The organism is Mesorhizobium sp. M1142 (genome assembly GCF_040318565.1).
In the GTDB taxonomy this organism is placed as follows: domain Bacteria; phylum Pseudomonadota; class Alphaproteobacteria; order Rhizobiales; family Rhizobiaceae; genus Mesorhizobium.
The window spans coordinates 419491-435907 of the sequence record NZ_JAMYMK010000002.1; the positions used below are offsets into that span (position 1 = coordinate 419491).

Genomic DNA, 16417 nt, shown 5'->3' on the forward strand with positions numbered 1-16417 from the left:
ATGCTGCTTCTGGTCGGGGGCTTTCTTGTCCTGATGCTCATCGGCGTGCCGGTTGCTGTTTCGATGGCGGCCGCCTCGATCCTTTACCTCGTCATCTACGGCGTGGCGCCCGACATCATCGCAGCCCAGCGCATGATCGCCGGGGTGGAGAGCTTTCCGCTGCTCGCCGTGCCTTTCTTCATCCTGGCCGGCAACCTCATGAACATCGCCGGCGTCACCGGGCGTATCTATTCCTTCGCCCTTGCCCTGGTCGGCTGGATGAAGGGCGGCCTGGCGCAGGTCAACATCATCGGATCGGTGATCTTTTCCGGCATGTCGGGTACCGCGCTCGCCGACGCCGCCGGTATCGGCACCATCGAGATCAAGGCGATGAAGGACCACGGCTATCCGATCGACGCTGCGGTTGGCGTCACCGCCGCTTCCGCCACGCTCGGGCCGATCTTTCCGCCCTCGCTGCCCTTCGTCATCTACGGCATGATGGCCAATGTCTCGATCGGCGCGCTGTTCATGGCCGGCATCCTGCCCGGCGTGGTCATGACCATGCTGATGATGATTACGGTTGCCATCTTTGCCTACAATCGCGGCTGGGGCTCCGACACGCCTTTCGAGCTTCGGCGGCTCGCCGAAGCGGCGGGCGAGGTGCTGGTGGTGGCTGCCTTTCCGATTGGCTGTTACGTGCTTGTGCAGCTTGGCCTGTCGATCAACGTCGCGGTCGGCATCGCGCTGCTGCTGCTGATCGCCGCGGACTGGTATTTCGATTTCTCCGCGGTCATGGCGCTGATGACGCCGGTCATCCTGATCGGCGGCATGACGATGGGCTGGTTCACGCCGACCGAGGCGGCAATGGCGGCTGTGATCTGGTCGCTTTTCCTCGGGCTGGTGCGCTACCGCACGATGACGCTGCGTTTGCTTGCAAAGGCCAGCTTTGACACGATCGAGACGACCGCCTCTGTACTGTTCATCGTTACCGCCGCATCGATCTTCGCCTGGCTGCTTACCGTCAGCCAGGCGGCACAGCTGTTTTCGAACTTCATTTTCGCCCTCACCGAAAACAAGTGGGTCTTCCTGATCCTGGTCAACATCCTGATGCTGGTGGTCGGCTGCTTCCTCGATACGATCGCCGCGATCACGATTCTGGTGCCGATCCTGCTGCCGGTCGCCGCCGTCTACGGCATCAACCCGGTGCATTTCGGGCTGATTATGACGCTCAATCTGATGATCGGGCTTTTGCACCCGCCGCTCGGCATGGTGCTGTTCGTGCTGTCACGCGTCGCCAAGCTCTCGGTCGAGCGCACCACCATGGCGATCCTGCCGTGGTTAGTGCCGCTTATCGTGGCGCTGCTTCTGATCACCTTCATACCCGCCATCACGCTTTGGCTGCCGACCGAGATGGGCTTGATCCGGTGAGTGGCCAGGTGATCGCCGCAACGCTGTTCGGCCCGCAGGACCTGCGCGTCGTGGAGCATCCGCTCGAACCGCTCGCACCAGGCATGGTGCGTGTGCGCTTCGGGGCCGGGGGCATCTGCGGCTCCGACCTGCATTATTTCCGCCATGCCCGCACCGGCGACTTCGTTGTGACCTCGCCGCTTGTCCTCGGCCATGAAATCTCCGGCGAAATCGTCCAGATCAACGGCGCGGCACCCGGCCTGGGCGTCGGCGACCACGTCGCGGTCAATCCGTCACGCTGGTGCGGGCATTGCGCGCGATGCCTGGAAGGCCGCGCCAATCTCTGCGAAAACATCTACTTCATGGGCTCGGCATCGAAGACGCCGCATATGCAGGGCGGCTTCGCCAGTCTGTTCGACGTCACGCCCGCGCAATGTTTCAAGGTTCCATCTGATGTGGCCTACCAGGCGGCCGCACTTGCCGAACCGCTGGCGGTCAGCCTGCACGCCGTCGCGCGGGCCGGCGACATCAGGGGCCGCAACGTCGTCCTGTTCGGTGCCGGTCCCATTGGCCTCTTGACCATGCTCGCGGCCAGGCTTGCCGGCTGCGCTGAACTGATCGTCGTCGATATCGCCGCCGCGCCGCTCGCCTTCGCCCGCAGGTTGGGCGCCGACAGGACGATCGACCTTGCCAGCGGGGACGCCGAGATCCAGTCGCTCGCGGCCGGCGGTTCCCTTGATGTGGCGTTCGAGATTTCAGGCACTGCCGCAGGCCTTGCCGCGGCAATCGCCAGCGTCCGGCGCGGCGGCACGGTGGTCCAGGTCGGCAATCTTCCCGGTGGCCAGATCCCGATGCCCGCGAATGCGGTGATGGCCAAGGAGATCGACCTCAAAGGCACCTTCCGCTTCGGCAGCGAGTTCGGTCGCGCAGTCGACCTCATTGTGTCACGGGAGGTGGACGTCCTAAAGCTGGTGACGGCGGAGCGCACGCTTTCCTCCGCCCCCGATGCCTTCCGACTTGGCGCCGACCGCGCTCAAAGTGTCAAGGTTGTGCTGACCGCGGACTGATTGAGGATTCGCAACGTCCCTGTTTTTTACGAGCCCATTGGCGCTTCACGGTGCAGGTACAAACAGAGGATGTGCGACGGAGCGGCCTCGCGCCTTCCAAACGTGGCGTGTGGGCCATGCCGGCGCGCGCGAAGATGCTGGACAGATTCGAACGACCAGGAGCGATTCGTACCTGATTCTATGTTCCTTTCACGACTCTCGGCTTAATCGGCCGGCGGGATTGGGCCGCGCTCTCGAGTGTCAAGGCCAACCGCTTCTCGTCTTCGATGGCGCGATCGACTGCCTCGATTTCCTCTTGGAGGGCCTTCAGCTCGACTCCGTAGCTGGAGCCGTCGCTGTCGCCAATTTGAAAGCCACTTGCCCGCATTGCGTCGCGAGTATGGTGCACGTTACGGACTCCTTCGCGTCGAGTCGCGACCAGAATTTCCCTGAATTCTCTAAGACGTTCAACGTGATTGCGAGCCATTTGCGTTCTCCTATTTCGTCGTCATCGTCGCTGACGGCGATTCAGCCCGACAAAAACCTACGGCGCAGAAGGTTTAAGCGCCTCTAAGAGATACGCTCGACAGAGCATGAATGCGGAAGGTCAAATTTGAACGTCTTGCAATAGTTTGAAGCACGGCAGCTGGAGAGACGCTTCGACTGAGCGCCTCTGCTGCTCGGCGCTCTTGCTGGTTCCTCCGGCTTCAGGATTGCGAGGGTCGATCTGTGAGCGTGCATGGTCTCATGTCTGGTAAGCGGCGCAGTCACGACTACAGTTGGCAGATCGCCGGATTGGCCCATCACTCCCAACGGCGCGCCTGAGATCGCCCGCGCTCGGTTTTATTGGTCCGAAAACCTCACGCTCACGCCGCGCTGCCGAAAATAAGCCTGCATCAACTTGCGGCCCGAGCGATTGTTCTGCGCCAACTTGGTCGGATCGAACACCGCCTGTTTTATCCCCTCTCGTGTGGGCGCTGCCTTGAGCGTCGCGATACCTGCGTCGATGTCGGCATTGCCCGCCCGGAGCGAGGCATAGATACTTTCGGTCGCCTCGGCCACGGTCAGTTCGCTCACAGATGTCGTCCTTTCATACAGGGCGGCGGCTTAGCATGGATTCGCGGCTCGCCGATACCGATGAGACCGTCATTGGAATCCTGTCGGCGGCGCTGAAGTAGCGGTATTACTCGACCGGCGACGACGGCGTGCTGCGGCTCGGCGTGATGACATACCTTTATGGGGACCTAGTCTAACTGCGTGAGAGATCGAACAGACCCTCCACGCCAGCAATTTACCCCGAACCAACAAATCACTGAGGAGACAATTCCCATGAAAGCGATCGTAGTGACGGACCAGGCTGCAGGAACGGCCGGAATGAAGCTGGGGCAGCGGCCCGAACCACAGGCGGCAATAAACGATGTCGTCGTACAAGTTCATGCGGCGGGATTCGTCAACACCGAACTGGAGTGGCCTTCGACCTGGGCCGATCGGGCCTTCCATGACCGGACGCCGTCGATCCTCGGCCATGAGCTGGCCGGTGTGGTCACGGCCCTCGGCTACGGCACCACGGGGCTTTCGATCGGTCAGCGGGTGTTCGGCCTCGCCGACTGGCATCGCGACGGCACGCTCGCCGAGTATGTCGCCATGGAGGCACGCAATCTCGCACCGCTGCCCGGCGACGTCGACTTCACGGTTGGCGCAAGCTTGCCGATCTCCGGCCTGACCGCGTGGCAGGGACTGTTCCAGCACGGCCGCCTTCGGGCGGGGCAGAGCGTTCTCGTGCATGGCGCGGCCGGTGCCGTCGGTTCGATGGTGGCGCAGCTTGCAAGGGAGGCCGGAGCTTATGTCATTGGCACCGGACGCGCCGCTGACCGCCAGAAGGCGCTCGACTTTGGTGCAAATGAATTCATCGATCTCGGGAATGACACCTTGGAAGAGGTCGGCGGTGTCGATCTGGTGTTCGATGTCATCGGCGGCGATATTCAGAAACGGTCCGCAACGCTGGTCCGGGCCGGAGGGACGCTTGTGACAGTCGTCGGACCAACGGATATTCGACCTGCAGATGGCCTGACGGTTGACTTCGTCGTCGAGGCTGATCGAGCCCAGCTTTCGGAGATAGTTCAGCGGATCCGGGATGGACGACTGCGGACGAACATCGGCAAGGTCTCGAGCATGGATGATGCCGTCGCCACCTTCAACTCAACCGAGCGACGCACGGGAAAGACAGTCATCAGCGTTCGTCCGTAAGAACTCGGGGAGAGAGGGCGGCTCCTCTCTCCTCGTCTACTCCCGTCAGCAAGATACCATTAGCAAGATAATTGCCTCGGCCATGCCGGTCTTCGTCGCTTAGACTCTCCGTGTCGCTCGGTGTATTGGCGCTGTTCCCCTCCGCGAGGCCCCGCGATGGCTGCAGGACTATGCGCCGGACCTCCAGTCGGCCGTGTCGGTGAGCGCAGGGGGGGAGCGTCTTCGCGAGGGAGGACGGAGCGGTCTACAACACCTACCGCCGCTATCCACCGCTTGTGGGGCCGCCCTACGCGCCGTTGCTCGAGTTCGTGCCAAAGCCGTGACATCCGCAACTTGCGCGCCTGCCTTGGCGAAGCGGGCATTCGCCGATAGAGAGCGTGTCATGCAAGCACGTGACCGCTTCTTATCGCGGGGATGTTCCTAAGGCGGAGGCCCTAAAATCAGCCGCGAGCGAAGAAGACGCAGATGCGGAATTAGCGTGCCGTCCTCGCCGCTTCCGCCTCGGCAGCGCGAGCAAGGTCTTCGACCCACTGCTGATGATAGCGGTAGAGCCCACCGGGGTGCTTGTGTCCGAGCACGTCGAGGAACCAAGGGCCCTGCTGCGTCTCTTCCGTCAGCACATGGCAACCCGTGTCCTTGGGAGTGATGACCCAACCGTGATAGGCGGTCGAGCCGGTCTCGTCGCCGTCGACCACCGTTTTCCACGCGAGCCTGTGGCCGGGCTCGCACTCCGTCACGACAAGGCTCATCGGAAATCCAACCGTCACCCGACTGAATCTGGTTCCGAGCGCCAGTTTAGGTTCACCGGTCAGGATCTTGACCTGATCCTCTGGAGGAAAGTAGCTCGACCAGTTCTCGGCGTCGACCAGCAGCTCCCACACCACTTCAGGCGGCGCTTTCACGTCAATGTCATTGAGCGCGTAGATCGACGAAATCTTCGGGTCGAAATGGTCAGGCCATTTTACACGATCATACATGGCTCAAGCCTGCTTCTTGAAGAGATCTTTGAAAATTAAAGGCGCCCAGGTGTTTCCTCGCGCCTGAATGAGCAGCCCACCCTCTGCGAGCCTTCCAAGGTTGACCGGTGCATAGCCGAGTTGCTCGACCAGCGTGGACACCACCGGAAGGGCGCTGTCATTGTCGCTGGAGAGAAAAACCACTCGCCGCCACCGCCGATGGAGGGCTCCTGAGCAAGGACGCCTGCAGGCAGGTGGTTGAACGCCTTGACAAGCGCGGCAGCGCCAAACGCCTTGGCGATTACGGCCGAAGACGGGAGGCTGCCCAAATCGTTTGGTGAGACGCCGTAGGCGTTCGTCACATCGATAATGATCTTGCCCCGCCAGTCCTTGGCAGTGTTCGCAATCTCCCCGTGCGCCCAGAACGGAACAGCCAGCAGGATAATGTCGGCCTTGAGCGCTTCGTTCAGGGAGCTGGGGATGACCGTGGTTCCGATGGCCGTTGCGAGCGGCGCGAGCGCCTTGGGCGCACGTGTGCTTGCTATGGCCACTTCGATACCCTTGCGGGCGAACCTTTTCGCGAGCGCCTGACCGACGGCCCCGGCGCCTATGATTGCGTAAGTCATTTCATATCTCCAGATCGGCGAATTGCCGGTACGTCCTGGAGCTTAGCTAAGGTCGTGGAGCCTCAACCGGGATTGACGATTTCTCAACAGCGGCTGTGCATCGGCGCACCATTCACGGATTGGTCGCGCTTCGGCGTCCCAGTGGAGCTCGACACCCGTGGCCAGGGACAGCGAACTCGAGGACTCCCTCACCCGCATCCGTGAGACGATAGCCTGAGGGTAGCTTCTCGAACAGGTACGCGCCGAGGCGGTGTTCCCGTTGGGCAATGCGTCGCAGCACAGTCGAGTGGTTTACCTTGAGGCGCTCAGCGGCGGCCCGAACCGAACCTTCGCGCGAGATGACAAGAAAGTAGCGAACGTCGTCCCAGTCGATCATGTGGTGCAACCTTGCACCGCAAGGTGCGGTGTTGAAACACGTATTAAATAGCATGAATGGTGCGAACCTCTTCGTCGACCTCCACAGTTCTAGTTTCGCTGCAGCTCCCATACCTCGGCAATCGGCTATTCTGCGGCATTCGCAGCCAGTGCGAACACCATCCCCTGGGGACAGGCGGTGCGCCAACGCACAGCCGCTGTCGAGAAATCGTCAATCCCGCCTGAGCGCGTTCGATCCCATTTGCTTGCGAGGGGGCGAGATGATCGTCGACCCTGGACAAAAAAGGAAAACCGGAATGGGCCGACTTGATGGGCGAATAGCCGTTGTCACAGGTGCGGCAAGCGGCATCGGCCTTGCCACCGCGAAGCGGTTTGCGGCCGAGGGCGCAGTAGTCGTGATGGTGGACCAGCACGGCGAGAAGGTTCGACGTGCCGCGCAGGCGTTGGGGCGGGGCCTGGATCCGGTCCTCGCCAACATCACGAAGATGGCAGATCTCGCTGCTCTTCGCGACCACGTCGCCAAGACCTACGGCTTCGCCGACGTCCTGTTTGCCAACGCCGGCGTCGCTACGTTCGCGCCGGTCGGCGAAGTGAGCGAAGAAGCGTTCGATCGAACCGTCACGACCAATTTGAAGGGCACATTCTTCACCGTGCAAACGCTGTTGCCGGTGCTCCGCGACGGCGCCTCGATCATTCTCACGTCGTCCGTGTCGGGCTCGAAGGGCGCTCCGGCTTTCAGCGTCTACTCGGCCACCAAGGCTGCGGTCCGCTCCCTCGCGCGGACCCTCACCTCGGATCTGAAAGCGCGTCATATCCGCGTAAACGCGCTCGCCCCCGGCAACACCGAAACGCCTGTCGGCATAAATGCCGGTCTGTCCCAGGAGCAGAGCGATGCCTTTTTCGCGCACACTGCCCTCGACACGCCGCTGGACAGGAACGGTCAAGCCAACGATATCGCTGCGGCCGCGCTCTACCTCGCGTCCAACGACAGTTCGTTCGTGACCGGCATCGAGCTGACCGTCGACGGGGGCTTTGCGCAGGTGTGAACCCGGGCCGCTGGCGCTGAGGGGCCGCCGCCAATTTAGGCATCGGCCGACCACTTCGCGCAGGCAGGTACGGCACTTTTCTCGCTTTTTGTCCCAACACGGAGAACAAACATGTTCGAGGCGATCAAATGGCCGGCAGACCTGACGCCCAGCCGATCCCCGATCCATTTCACCAACGAACTCGAGGTCGCGGCCTCTGCTGAAACGATCTGGTCGTTGCTCGTAGATCCCGCCGCTTGGCCTGGTTTCTACCCGGGCGTCGAACACGTGCAGTTGCTTGATGGGCACGAATCGCTTCGCCTTGGCACACGGTTCGAAACCAACCTGGCCGGCCAGGACGTCTTCGCGTCAGTGCAGGAGTTCGAGCCCATGACGCGCATCGCGTGGGGCGGCTACCCCAAGGCGGCGGTGACTTCGAAGGCCTATCACGCATGGATTATCACACCCACGGCGAATGGATGCCACCTCTGGACCGAGGAGACGATGCAGGGCCCGTTCTGGATCGAATTGGCCAAGAAAGCCCCCGATGTTTTTTGGCGCACGCACGAAAAGCTCCTTGAGGATCTCGCCAAGGTCGCAACCGAACGCACTGCCTCACACATCAAGTAAAACAGCCGTCGCTGTCGCAGTCCGAAATTGAAGGAATAGACTCATGAACATCGATCTTAAGGGCCGCAAGGCCGTTGTAACGGGCTCCACGGCGGGCATCGGTCGCGCCATCGCCGAAGGACTGGCGCGCGCGGGCGCTTCGGTTGTGATCAACGGCCGTGGCGAGGAACGCGTTGCGACAGCGCTTCGCGAGATTCGCGAGCTTTTCCCACAGGCTGATCTGACGGGCGTTGCGGCTGATCTGGAGACAGCCGAAGGGGCCGGAGCTCTGTTCGCACAGGCGCCCGATGCGGATATCCTCGTCAACAATGTGGGGACAGCGCGCCCAAAGACCTTCTTCGATCTCACCGATGACGACTGGCTAAGCCTCTTCCAGCTCAACGTCATGAGTGGCGTTCGCGCCGCACGCCACTATGTGCCGAAGATGACAGCGCGGGGTTGGGGACGGGTCGTATTCATCAGCAGCGAATCCGCCCTCAACGTCCCGAAAGAGATGATCGACTATGGCATGACCAAGACGGCGCAACTCGCTATTTCGAGGGGGGCTTGCCGAAGCGGTCGCCGGAACGGGTGTGACAGTTAACGCGGTCCTCCCCGGCCCAACGAGGTCCGAAATCCTGTCGAATATGATGAATGAGCTGGCGCACTCGCAAGGCATCAGCCAAGAGGAAGCGGAGCAAGTGTTCTTGACGACGATGCGCCCGACAACACTGATCAATCGATTTGCGACGACCGAAGAAGTTGCCAACATGGTTGTCTATGTTTGTTCGGAGCAAGCGTCAGCGACGAGTGGCGCCGGTCTGCGCGTCGACGGCGGTGTACTTCGGTCAATCGTCTAAAAGTGTACGGATTATAAACCAGCTTCCCTAGCGCGAGTCGACGTCGCCGGTGAGTTCCGTCGCGGCCGAGATCACTTTCACCATCTCGCATCCGACCCTGCAGGCGCTCCGATGACGGGTTACGGAGTGTGTTGCGGTGGACACCGTCAACTGGGCCAGGTTGGCCACCTTCACACCCAGTGCCTGCGACAGGTGCTTCGGCGAGATATAAAGCGTGCGCGGCTCCTCAAGGCTATCGACAAAGCCTGAAACCACCGTGGAATGTGCGAGCTGTGCTTGGCAAGTGAACAGAGGCCTGACGCCTTCCAGCGCACTGCTGTCCGTCCTCATCCGTAGCGGTTGTTAGCGCACCACTACCACACTGCGGAACTCGACCAGTGCGCCATCGCCTGTGCGCTTGATCAGGCGTCCGTTGTGGACTGCGATGGTCGGGTCGATCAGGTCGCTGCGCAGTGCCCGCGACCTGGCCAAAGTACGGTCTTCATCCGCGCTCGCCAGCCGGCTGTACCCGACCACGTCGGCGGCGAGGATCGCGGCTAACTTGCGGTTCTCGCTCATAGGGGGGCATCTTCTCGTGTCCATAATAACGGGAAGACACGTGATTACTGAAGGCCCGCTTCTGATAATCCGAGCCTCGAAGCTGCCAATCCGCCTCCGGCTCCAAATCGAGACCCTCCTTGCTTGTCGCGAAGTATCGTCAATGCGCCATGCGACCTTCCAACTTGAGACTGAAACACATCATGGCCCTCTCTTTTCCGTTAACGGTGAGCGAGGCGTTTGATCGGGTGGAATCTAGCGCCGTAGATAGGACAAAACATCGAAAAACATTGGAATTGAATGCCGCGAAGCCCCAAACGTCGTCCGGGCCCACCATTACCATTATTTATCAATGCTTTATAGCATGGTCGCCACGAGGTTCGCCGATTCGTTCAGGCCTCTACTACTATTGTCGGCGCGCCGGGCCTGGCATGGCCGATGATGCGAGCCGAAGGGTAGCCGTCCGCGACGATCCTCTCGACGAGCGCGGCTGCGCAGTCGGTCTCGCAAGCAACCAGCAACCCGCCCGAAGTCTGTGGGTCCGTGAGAAGGTGGCGTCGCCACTCGGGCATGCCGGGAGGTAAGCTTACCGCGTCGCCATAACTCGCCCAGTTGCGCCAGGATGCGCCGGTAACGTGGCCGTCGACCGCGAGCGAGGCAGCCTCGGAAAACAGCGGCACGTCGCGGCTGCAAATTATCAGCGTGCACCCGGAACCGCGTGCCATCTCGAGGGCATGTCCGAGCAAGCCAAATCCGGTCACGTCGGTGACCGCGTGGACGCTCGCGTCCTGCGCCAGCTCCGCTCCGATCCGGTTGAGAAGGGTGGTGGAGGCGATCATTTCGCGATAGCCGCTCTCGGAAAGCGCCTGCATCTTGATGGCGGCGGAATAGATGCCGACACCGAGCCCTTTCGTCAGGATCAAGGTGTCGCCTGGCCTGGTATCAGAATTGCGTCGGATATCCTCGGGTCGGCATGTGCCGATGACTGCAAGGCCGTAAATCGGCTCCGGCGAGTCGATTGAATGGCCGCCGGCAACCGGGATTCCGGCGTTGGCGCAGACAGCTTCGCCACCTTTCAGGATTTCGCGGACCATGAGCGTCGGGATCTTGTCGAGAGGCATGCCGAGTATAGCCAACGCCATGATCGGCCGGCCACCCATCGCATAGATATCGGACAGGGCGTTGGTTGCGGCAATCCGGCCGAAATCGTAGGGGTTATCTACCATCGGCATGAAGAAGTCGGTGGTCGCAATGACGCAAGTCGCGCCGTCGAGCTGCCAGACTGCCGCATCGTCGCCGGTCTCCGTGCCGACGAGAAGCTGATGATAGGGACTGGCAGCCGCCGGATCGGCGAGAAGCTGCTGCAGCACTGACGGCGCCAGCTTGCAGCCGCAACCGCCGCCATGGGCGAGGCTGGTCAGGCGCACAACGGGCGCTTCCGTGACTTCAGGCGAGAGGGCGATTGCCATGGTCGTCGAGCCTCCTCTGCTGCCACGCTTTAGTAGGGATCAAAGTCAACCGGAATGGAAAATACGATCGCCCGACGCACGGCACGTTTGGAGCACGCTTACTCTCAGCGGATTTTGTTGAGTTAGGAAAGGCAAGGACCGTATCCAGCGTGCGAGGCACCGCCGTCATTGGGTATAGATCGAAAGGCGCCCCGACCCGCGGGAGCTGTTTCATCGCCACGCTTTACTTTATGATAATACGTTCGTTTTCGTCAATCGCAGTCGCGGTCACGAAAACAAGACAAGAAATTCGACAATAATACACAGTGCCGATTTGCGGGCACGAACCTGCTGCGAAGGCCGTTCGGAGGGCACTTTTGCTGCACCGTACGCACCTCGTTCTTTGGCATTGATTTTATTTGGTCCGAGACTAGTTACCCGGATTGAACCGTTGGTTCGAGTTGCCTTGTGGGGCATCGGCTTCGGGAGGAAACCATGAACATCGATCTTTCTCGACGCGCGTTCCTGCAAACAGCAGGCGCGGGTCTCGCCGGTACTACGCTCGGAGCCCTCGGCTTCGGCGATAGCGAGGCCGCACACGCGGCGGCCATACGGTCCTTCAAGCTCGCGAACACCATCGAAACACGCAATACCTGTCCATACTGCTCGGTGGCTTGCGGCATAATCTTGTATTCGAAGGGTGATCTCAGAAAGGGCGAGCCAGCCGAGATCACCCATATCGAGGGTGACACTGATCATCCGACCAATCGCGGCACCTTGTGCCCCAAAGGGTCGGCCCTGCTCGGATTTGTCAAGTCGCCGACCCGTCTGCAACATCCGATGATCCGCAAACCGGGCTCGGACAAGTTCGAGCCGATAAGCTGGGAAGACGCACTCAGCCGCATCGCCCGCCTGATGAAGGACGATCGCGACAAGAACTTCGTCGCGACAAACAATGACGGCGTGACGGTCAACCGGTGGATCACCACCGGCTTCCTCGCCGCCTCGGCTTCGACCAATGAAACCGCGTTCGCGACCTACAAGGTGGTCCGCAGCGCGGGCATGCTGGTGTTCGACAACCAGGCACGTGTCTGACACGGCCCGACGGTGGCGAGTCTCGCCCCAACATTCGGCCGCGGCGCAATGACGAATTCCTGGACCGACATCAGGAACACGGATCTCGTCGTCATCATGGGCGGCAATGCCGCCGAAGCGCATCCTTGCGGCTTCAAATGGGTCACGGAGGCGAAGGCCAACCGCGGCGCCAAGCTCATCGTCATCGACCCGCGCTTCACGCGCTCGGCTTCGGTATCGGATCTTTACGCGCCGATCCGCCAGGGAACGGACATCGCCTTCCTGCTCGGGCTGATCAACTACTGCATCCAGAACGACAAGGTGCAATGGGACTATCTGAAGGCCTTCACCAACGCGACATATGTTGTCAAGGAGGGCTTCACCTATCAGGATGGCCTCTTCTCGGGCTATAACGAGGCGAAGCGAGACTATGACAAGTCCAGTTGGGACTATGACATAGGCTCGGACGGCTTTGCCGTTGTCGACGCGACATTGGCCAATCCCCGCTGCGTCTGGAATCTGCTCAAGAAGCATGTCGCGGTCTACACGCCGGAGATGGTCGAGCGCATCTGCGGGACACCGAAGGACCGGTTCCTGAAGGTGGCCGCGATGGTCGCCGAGACGTCGTCTCCGACCAAGGCGATGACCTCGATGTACGCACTCGGCTGGACGCAACACTCGAAGGGCTCGCAGAACATCCGCGCCATGGCGATGCTGCAGCTTGTTCTCGGCAACATCGGTATACGCGGCGGCGGCATGAACGCGCTTCGCGGTCACTCCAACATCCAGGGGCTGACCGACCTCGGGCTGATGTCGAACCTGCTGCCCGGCTATCTGACGCTGCCGACTGAGAAGGAGGTCGATCTGGCAGCCTACATGTCGACCCGGGGCTTCAAGCCGCTCCGGCCGAACCAGATGAGCTACTGGCAGAACTACAGGAAGTTCTTCGTAAGCTTCCAAAAGTCGATGTGGGGCAATGCCGCAACACCGGAGAACGATTTCGCCTATGACTTCCTGCCGAAGCTCGACCTGCCGGGCTACGATCTGCTGCGGGCTTTCGAGCTTATGCACCAGGGCAAGATGAACGGCTATTTCTGCCAGGGCTTCAACCCACTACAGGCAGCTCCGAACAAGAAGAAGGTGATCGAGTCCCTCTCGAAGCTCAAATACCTCGTCATCATGGATCCGTTGGACACGGAGACGGGCCGGTTCTGGGAGAACCACGGGCCGTACAACGATGTCGATCCGTCGCAGATTCAGACGGAAGTCTACCAGCTTCCCTCCACCTGCTTCGCCGAGGATGACGGCTCGCTGGTCAATTCGGGGCGCTGGCTGCAGTGGCATTGGGCCGGCGGCACGCCCCCCGGCGAGGCCAAACGCGATACCTGGATCATGGCGCAGCTCTATTTGCGCCTGAAGGAGCTCTACACCAAGGAAGGTGGTGCCTTCGCCGATCCGATCGTCAAGCTCAATTGGCCTTATGCCGATCCCGGCGATCCGAAGGCCGAGGAGCTCGCCCAGGAGATCAATGGCAGGGCGCTCGCCAGGGTAACCGATACGGCCGACCCGACAAAGGTGCTGGCCGAGGCCGGAAAGCTCTTGCCGGGCTTCGCCGCGCTGCGCGACGACGGCTCCACCTCCTGCGGCTGCTGGATCTATTCCGGCTGCTTCAACGAAAACGGCAACAACATGGCCAGGCGGGACACCACCGATCCTGACGAAACCGGCGCCTATTCCAAATGGGCGTTCTCATGGCCCGCCAACCGCCGCATTCTCTACAACAGGGCGTCGGCTGACCTCGCCGGAAAGGCTTGGGATCCAAGCCGCAAGGTGATCGAATGGGACGGCACGAAATGGTCGGGCTACGATGTCCCCGACATCTTGCCAACGGCAAAGCCCGATCAAGTAGGCCCGTTCATCATGAATCCGGAAGGCGTCTCGCGCCTCTTTACCCGGGGCATGATGCGCGACGGACCATTCCCGGCGCATTACGAGCCATTCGAGTCGCCCATCGCGAACCCGATAGCTCCCAAAGTCCGCGGCAACCCCGCAGCGCGGGTGTTCGAAGGCGATATGGCCCAGTTCGCCGAATCGGCTTCGCAGGAGTTCCCCTACGCGGCGACCTCCTACCGACTGACCGAGCATTTCCACTTCTGGACCAAGCACGTCATCACCAATGCGGTGATGCAGCCGGAGTTTTTCGTGGAAATTTCGGAACAGCTTGCGGCCGAGAAGGGCATCACCAAAGGCGGCTGGGTGCGCGTCTGGTCGAAACGCGGTTCCGTTGTGGCGAAGGCCATGGTGACCAAGCGGATCAGGCCGCTCACCTGCGATGGCAAGACCGTCCACATCGTCGGGATACCGCTGCACTGGGGCTTCACGGGAGCGGCGAAGAAAGGCTTTGGCCCGAACATGCTCACCCCCTTTGTCGGCGACGCCAACATCGAGACGCCGGAATACAAGGCGTTCCTTGTCAACATCGAGCCCATCGCCGGGCCGGTAGCGTAGGAGGCGTAAGCGATGTTTCCTCCACTTCCAAATCCTTCGACGACAGATACCGCACCGCGTTTTTCCGACAAGGACCTCATCCGCCGCTCTGCCTCGAGGGTTCCCGCACCCGAGCAGCACTTGACGGAGGTCGCCAAGCTCATCGATGTTTCGAAATGCATCGGCTGCAAGGCGTGTCAGACGGCCTGCATCGAGTGGAACGACACGCATCCGGAGATCGGCTTCAATGCCGGCGTCTATGAGAATCCTGCCGATCTCACGCCGGACATGTTCACGCTGATGCGCTACAGCGAATGGGACAATCCCGAGACGAACGAACTCGAATGGCTGATCCGCAAGGATGGCTGTATGCACTGCGCTGACCCGGGCTGCCTCAAGGCTTGTCCGGCGCCGGGCGCCATAGTGCAGTATTCGAACGGCATCGTCGATTTCGTCCATGAGAACTGCATCGGCTGCGGCTATTGCATCAAGGGTTGCCCGTTCAACATTCCGCGCATCTCCAAAGTCGATCACACGGCCTACAAATGCACGCTCTGCTCCGACCGCGTGGCTGTCGGCCAAGGACCAGCCTGCGCCAAGGCCTGCCCGACCCAGGCGATCGTGTTCGGCACGAAAGACGAGATGAAACAGCACGCCGACGGCCGCATCAAGGACCTGAAATCGCGCGGCTATTCGAATGCCGGCCTCTACGATCCGCCCGGCGTCGGAGGGACGCATGTGATGTATGTGCTGCACCATGCCGACCAGCCGGAACTCTATTCTGGTCTGCCGAAGGAGCCGAAGATCAGCCCGCTCGTGGAGGCGTGGAAGGGCGTGACCAAATATGCCGGCCTCACCATTCTCGGCGTGGCGGCCGGCGTCGGCCTGCTTCACCATCTGGTCATGGGACCGAACAGGGTCTCCGAGACGGATGAGGAGCATGCCGAAGAGCTGACGGAAGGCGACTACGATGGCCGCGTATGACGTGAAGCCGAACGAGCAGGTACATCCCGGCAAGCCAGTGATCGTGGACCGCTACACGGTTGGCGCGCGGATCAACCATTGGATCACGGCGGCCAGCCTGATCCTGCTCGCCTTGTCCGGCCTTGCCATGTTTCACCCGAGCCTGTTCTTCCTGTCGGGGCTGTTTGGCGGCGGCCAGTTCACGCGCTTCATTCACCCGTGGATCGGCGTCTTGCTCTTCTTCAGCTTCCTTGGGCTTTTCCTTCGGTTCTGGAAGGCCAATTTGTGGAGGCCCGAGGACGGAACGTGGCTCGCACGTTTCCGTGACGTATTGTCCAATCACGAGGACAACGTCCCCGAAGTCGGCAAGTACAATGCCGGCCAGAAGCTCGTCTTCTGGTCAATGTCGATCCTCATCATCATCCTGATTTCGAGCGGCATTGTCATCTGGCAACAATATTTCGCCGCTTACACCGCGATCAGTCAGCAGCGGGTGGCGCTGCTTGTTCATTCGATCGCTGCCGTGGCGATCATCGGCGTGTGGATTATCCATTTCTATTCGGCCATCTGGGTACGCGGCACCATTCCAGCCATGACGCGCGGACGGGTGACCGGCGGCTGGGCTTGGCGGCATCATCGCAAATGGCTGCGTGAACTGATCGCACGCAAACCGGACGGACGTTCGGGATCGAATCCCGCCGAATGAGCGGGCATTATTTTTACGCAATTCCGGACGGAAAGCCGTTATACTTTTCGTGGAATTGCTCTGGAGCAGTAT

At 61.0% G+C, this 16417-nt stretch carries 12 protein-coding genes and 5 pseudogenes; 9 read left to right on the top strand and 8 right to left on the bottom strand.

Going from position 1 to position 16417, the window contains the following annotated elements; translation table 11 throughout:
- Both NKH42_RS06005 and NKH42_RS06010 read left to right on the top strand, forming a co-directional pair.
- Nucleotides 1-1407 (top strand): TRAP transporter large permease, encoded by a 1407-nt coding sequence (locus NKH42_RS06005; protein WP_254818544.1) that lies wholly within the window; start codon nucleotides 1-3, stop codon nucleotides 1405-1407.
- Nucleotides 1404-2453: an L-idonate 5-dehydrogenase gene (locus NKH42_RS06010; RefSeq protein ID WP_352750977.1), complete on the top strand. Its 1050-nt coding sequence runs from the start codon at nucleotides 1404-1406 to the stop codon at nucleotides 2451-2453. The genes NKH42_RS06005 and NKH42_RS06010 overlap by 4 nt, the downstream gene beginning before the upstream one ends.
- 178 nt (nucleotides 2454-2631) lie before the next feature.
- Here the strand turns inward: NKH42_RS06010 and NKH42_RS06015 are convergent, their stop codons facing one another.
- The gene (locus tag NKH42_RS06015; RefSeq protein ID WP_352750975.1) at nucleotides 2632-2919 is read right to left on the bottom strand and encodes a hypothetical protein; all 288 of its coding nucleotides are present in this window, start codon (nucleotides 2917-2919) and stop codon (nucleotides 2632-2634) included.
- 356 nt (nucleotides 2920-3275) lie between these two features.
- On the bottom strand, nucleotides 3276-3509 hold the full coding sequence (locus NKH42_RS06020; RefSeq protein ID WP_352750973.1) for a hypothetical protein: 234 nt from the start codon (nucleotides 3507-3509) through the stop codon (nucleotides 3276-3278).
- Between the two features lie 252 nt (nucleotides 3510-3761).
- On the opposite strand from NKH42_RS06020, the gene NKH42_RS06025 reads away from it, so the two are divergent.
- On the top strand, nucleotides 3762-4679 hold the full coding sequence (locus NKH42_RS06025) for an NADP-dependent oxidoreductase (protein WP_352480611.1): 918 nt from the start codon (nucleotides 3762-3764) through the stop codon (nucleotides 4677-4679).
- Between the two features lie 473 nt (nucleotides 4680-5152).
- Here NKH42_RS06025 and NKH42_RS06030 read toward each other — a convergent pair whose 3' ends face one another.
- From NKH42_RS06030 to NKH42_RS06040, 3 genes and pseudogenes are all read right to left on the bottom strand, one after another.
- Complete coding sequence (locus NKH42_RS06030) at nucleotides 5153-5656, bottom strand: SRPBCC domain-containing protein (protein ID WP_352750972.1); 504 nt, start codon at nucleotides 5654-5656, stop codon at nucleotides 5153-5155.
- A gap of 3 nt (nucleotides 5657-5659) precedes the next feature.
- A pseudogene (locus tag NKH42_RS06035) lies at nucleotides 5660-6261 on the bottom strand (NADPH-dependent F420 reductase).
- Nucleotides 6262-6430: 169 nt separating this feature from the next.
- Nucleotides 6431-6637 (bottom strand): annotated as a pseudogene (locus tag NKH42_RS06040) (helix-turn-helix domain-containing protein); the annotation flags it as partial.
- A gap of 259 nt (nucleotides 6638-6896) precedes the next feature.
- Here NKH42_RS06040 and NKH42_RS06045 point away from each other — a divergent pair.
- From NKH42_RS06045 to NKH42_RS06055, 3 genes and pseudogenes are all read left to right on the top strand, one after another.
- Nucleotides 6897-7682, top strand: a complete 786-nt coding sequence (locus NKH42_RS06045) for an SDR family oxidoreductase (RefSeq protein WP_352750970.1) — start codon at nucleotides 6897-6899, stop codon at nucleotides 7680-7682.
- A gap of 111 nt (nucleotides 7683-7793) precedes the next feature.
- Nucleotides 7794-8291: an SRPBCC domain-containing protein gene (locus tag NKH42_RS06050; RefSeq protein ID WP_352750968.1), complete on the top strand. Its 498-nt coding sequence runs from the start codon at nucleotides 7794-7796 to the stop codon at nucleotides 8289-8291.
- Nucleotides 8292-8334: 43 nt separating this feature from the next.
- Nucleotides 8335-9130, top strand: a pseudogene (locus NKH42_RS06055) (SDR family NAD(P)-dependent oxidoreductase).
- Between the two features lie 39 nt (nucleotides 9131-9169).
- Here NKH42_RS06055 and NKH42_RS06060 read toward each other — a convergent pair.
- The 3 genes and pseudogenes from NKH42_RS06060 to selD form a co-directional block, all read right to left on the bottom strand.
- Nucleotides 9170-9460, bottom strand: a pseudogene (locus tag NKH42_RS06060) (hypothetical protein); the annotation flags it as partial.
- A gap of 24 nt (nucleotides 9461-9484) precedes the next feature.
- Nucleotides 9485-9688: pseudogene (locus NKH42_RS06065) on the bottom strand (adenylate/guanylate cyclase domain-containing protein); the annotation flags it as partial.
- 371 nt (nucleotides 9689-10059) lie between these two features.
- Entirely contained in the window at nucleotides 10060-11136 is a 1077-nt protein-coding gene (selD, locus tag NKH42_RS06070; RefSeq protein WP_352701538.1) for a selenide, water dikinase SelD, read from the bottom strand.
- 474 nt (nucleotides 11137-11610) lie between these two features.
- Between selD and fdnG the strand changes: the two genes are divergently transcribed.
- Genes fdnG through NKH42_RS06085 form a run of 3 tightly spaced genes read left to right on the top strand, consistent with a single transcriptional unit; the run spans nucleotide 11611 to nucleotide 16345 of the window.
- Complete coding sequence (gene fdnG / locus NKH42_RS06075; RefSeq protein WP_352701537.1) at nucleotides 11611-14697, top strand: formate dehydrogenase-N subunit alpha; 3087 nt, start codon at nucleotides 11611-11613, stop codon at nucleotides 14695-14697.
- Nucleotides 14698-14709: 12 nt separating this feature from the next.
- Nucleotides 14710-15660: a formate dehydrogenase subunit beta gene (gene fdxH / locus NKH42_RS06080; RefSeq protein ID WP_352701536.1), complete on the top strand. Its 951-nt coding sequence runs from the start codon at nucleotides 14710-14712 to the stop codon at nucleotides 15658-15660.
- Nucleotides 15647-16345: a formate dehydrogenase subunit gamma gene (locus NKH42_RS06085; RefSeq protein WP_352750963.1), complete on the top strand. Its 699-nt coding sequence runs from the start codon at nucleotides 15647-15649 to the stop codon at nucleotides 16343-16345. The genes fdxH and NKH42_RS06085 overlap by 14 nt, the downstream gene beginning before the upstream one ends.
- The last annotated feature ends 72 nt before the right edge of the window (nucleotides 16346-16417 follow it).